General features: G+C 56.1%; 1 protein-coding gene. It reads left to right on the plus strand.

All coding sequences use genetic code 11. The features are described 5' to 3' along the window. Window positions 1-1,580, plus strand: a 1,580-nt coding sequence (locus MK110_19705; GenBank protein MCH2213530.1) for a GEVED domain-containing protein, incomplete at both ends; no start/stop codon positions are given.

The following is a 1,580-nucleotide window of genomic DNA, read 5'->3' on the forward strand; positions in this document are numbered from 1 at the left end:
GCACCCGATGGACCTGCATCAACGGGTGAAGTGGAAGATTACGAAGTCAAGATCGAGACACCACCACCGCAGGATGACCTGGACTTTGGCGACGCACCGGACGGTTACCCGGTGACCCTGGCGGATAACGGTGCCCGTCACGTATTTGCCGCCGGCCCCACAGGCGGTCCTGGTTTACGTCTGGGCACCGAGTGGGATTCCGAGAGGGACGGAACGCATTCGGTGAATTCAGATTTCGATGATTTGAATCCCGGAGCGAGTCCGGATGATGAAGATGGGGTGACGTTTGGCGTGTTGAATCCGGGTAATCCGGCAGCCGTTACGGATGTGACGGTGAACGGTGCTCCTCCCAACGGAGCATTTCTGGATGCATGGATGGACTTTAATCAGAACAACGCGTGGGAGCCGAGTGAACAGATCTTCACCAGTCAGGTTGTGGTGAACGGTGTGAATAATCTGACGTTCGCGATTCCTGCGGGCGCACTACCAGGCATCACTTATACACGTTACCGGTTGAGTGCCGGTGGTGGGTTAGCACCCGATGGACCTGCATCAACGGGTGAAGTGGAAGATTACGAAGTCAAGATCGAGACACCACCACCGCAGGATGACCTGGACTTTGGCGACGCACCGGACGGTTACCCGGTGACCCTGGCGGATAACGGTGCCCGTCACGTATTTGCCGCCGGCCCCACAGGCGGTCCTGGTTTACGTCTGGGCACCGAGTGGGATTCAGAGAGGGACGGAACGCATTCGGTGAATTCAGATTTCGATGATTTGAATCCAGGAGCGAGTCCGGATGATGAAGATGGGGTGACGTTTGGAGTGTTGAATCCGGGTAATCCGGCGGCCGTTACGGATGTGACGGTGAACGGAGCTCCTCCCAACGGAGCATTTCTGGATGCGTGGATGGACTTTAATCAGAACAACGCGTGGGAGCCGAGTGAACAGATCTTCACCAGTCAGGTTGTGGTGAACGGTGTGAATAATCTGACGTTCGCGATTCCTGCGGGCGCATTACCAGGCATCACTTATACACGTTACCGACTGAGTGCCGGCGGCGGTTTGGCACCCGATGGACCTGCATCAACGGGTGAAGTGGAAGATTACGAAGTCAAGATCGAGACACCACCACCGCAGGATGATCTGGACTTTGGCGATGCACCGGACGGTTACCCGGTGACCCTGGCGGATAACGGTGCTCGTCACGTATTTGCCGCCGGCCCCACAGGCGGTCCTGGTTTACGTCTGGGCACCGAGTGGGATTCAGAGTCTGACGGAACGCATTCGGTGAATTCAGATTTTGATGATTTGAATCCAGGAGCGAGTCCGGATGACGAAGATGGGGTGACGTTTGGAGTGTTGAATCCGGGTAATCCGGCGGCCGTTACGGATGTGACGGTGAACGGAGCTCCTCCCAACGGAGCATTTCTGGATGCGTGGATGGACTTTAATCAGAACAACGCGTGGGAGCCGAGTGAACAGATCTTCACCAGTCAGGTTGTGGTGAACGGTGTGAATAATCTGACGTTCGCGATTCCTGCGGGCGCATTACCAGGCATCACTTATACACGTTACCG

Source organism: Fuerstiella sp., from assembly GCA_022447225.1.
Lineage (GTDB): Bacteria > Planctomycetota > Planctomycetia > Planctomycetales > Planctomycetaceae > S139-18.